At 63.5% G+C, this 1,732-nt stretch carries 2 protein-coding genes; both read right to left on the bottom strand.

From position 1 onward, the window contains the following. Nucleotides 1–221 (bottom strand): hypothetical protein (locus tag MJ783_RS11655; protein ID WP_239310426.1); only part of this gene is annotated, 221 nt, incomplete at its 3' end. 106 nt (nt 222–327) lie between these two features. Next, nucleotides 328–1,194: a polysaccharide lyase gene (locus MJ783_RS11650; RefSeq protein ID WP_239310425.1), complete on the bottom strand. Its 867-nt coding sequence runs from the start codon at nt 1,192–1,194 to the stop codon at nt 328–330. Nucleotides 1,195–1,732: the final 538 nt, after the last annotated feature.

Below are 1,732 nucleotides of genomic sequence, written 5' to 3'. Positions count from 1 at the left end.
AGAGCGCCCGGCAATAGGGACGCGGCGTCGCGGGGCTGGGGCACGCACCTCGCTGCGTTGTCGTCGGTCGACACCCCAAGGACCAGGGTGACTCCCTCCTCCGCCTTGCGATGTACGCGCCCCAGCCCCGCTCCTTGATCCACGCCCCTATTGCCGGGCGCTCTTACTCCGCGAACCGTGAGTTTGATCGTCTCGGGGCGGAACGCACCGACCGGGAACATGACACCTCCAGGACCATGGATCATTCACATGCCGATGGAGGAGGTTCTATCGTGGTTGTCGCTCTGTGTAGTGCTACGGCACGCCGTGCGCTCTGAAAGAGCCTGGTCAGCGTGCGGCCTCGGGCAGCGGGCCCACTCGCTGCTCACCTATGGCGAAGGCGGCGAAGTCGATGGTGGTGCCCGTCTCGGGCGCGAACGACCGGTCTCCGCCGCCGTACACGGCCGAGAACATGATGCCGCCGATGCGGACCTTGTCGGAAATACGTGGATTATAGCCGTGTTCTTTGACGGTTTCCTTGTTGTCGATCCAGACGTCCAGCAGCCCCTGAGAGAATGTCTCGAAGTTCATGCGGACACCCTGCTCGACACAGATCCACTTGTTAAGCTCCCATGTCCATGACTTCTTGCCGGAAACTTTGACCGGTGCGTCTGGGCGGGCGGTGTTCGAGTAGACGATCCCTTCGCCTTCCTTGCGCCAGGCGAACCGGCTGGCGAAACCGCTCCGGTCGGAGTCAGTACGTTGATCGTTTCCTTTGTTGTAGATGACTCCGTAGAACCCGGGGAGCTTCCCCCCTTTTCTGAAATCGAAATCATGTGGGAAGCGCACATAATAGCGCAGGTACATTTCGAAGGTCGGCCGGCCCTCCATGGCGACGAAGAGCTGGCTGCCGCCGTAGGTGTTGCCGTCGTTGTAAACCTGGGCCTTGGGATCGTTGAACGTGTCGCCCGCTGGTAGTGAGACCCGGACGATCTGCTGGAAGCGGGGGTCGTCGGAGGGCAGTATCTGCGCCCGGTCCAGGCCGAAAGTCGCGCGTTGCTGCGGAATGAGGCCCTTGCCGAAGAAGTCCGCCGCGCCAGTGTCCAGGAACCGCGCTGCCGCGCTCGCGCTCGGCGTCACTGAGGGGTCTGGCGGGAGGGTCTCGCTGGCCGGGTCGAAGGGGTGCTTGGGTTTCGAGCAGCCTGTCGCGGCCACGCCCAGCAGACCGAGTGCCGAACCGAGGACGGCCCGTCGGGTCCGGGCCGGTGCCGACGGAAGAACGATCGTGCTGTCAGCGGACTGGCCGGTTGGCGGAGCAGATGTTCCAGGCTGGCAAAATCCGTTCTTGTCGTTCATTTGTCGACCCCCGGCGGTCCGCCACTGAACTCACAATTAAGGGTGGCTGGTAATGGGGGATGCGGTATTGCGGGGCTGGGGCGCGCGGCTCGCGTTATCGTTTTCCGGGCATCGCCGCGTGATGTCCGGATACCCCGCCTCGTCGGTCGGCGCCCAATACCTCCGGCGCATCCCTCCGCCGTCTCGCGATGCACGCACCCCAACCCCGCTCTTTGATCCACGTCCCTGTTGCCGGGCGCTCTAATTCCGGAATTATTTTACCAATTATACCAGTACGGCGAACTCATCGGATATCGGGTCGCGGGGGCTGCCTGCTGGGCGGCGATCTCAGCACGCCGAGCTGGGATTTTTATGCGCGCGACCGGCAACAGGGGGATGCGGTATTGCGGGGCTGGGG

The sequence above is a fragment of the Protofrankia sp. Cj3 genome (genome assembly GCF_917627355.1).
Classification (GTDB): Bacteria; Actinomycetota; Actinomycetes; order Frankiales; family Frankiaceae; genus Protofrankia.
Note: the sequence above shows the minus strand (reverse complement) of the source record. Positions and strands in the feature narration are given on the sequence as shown.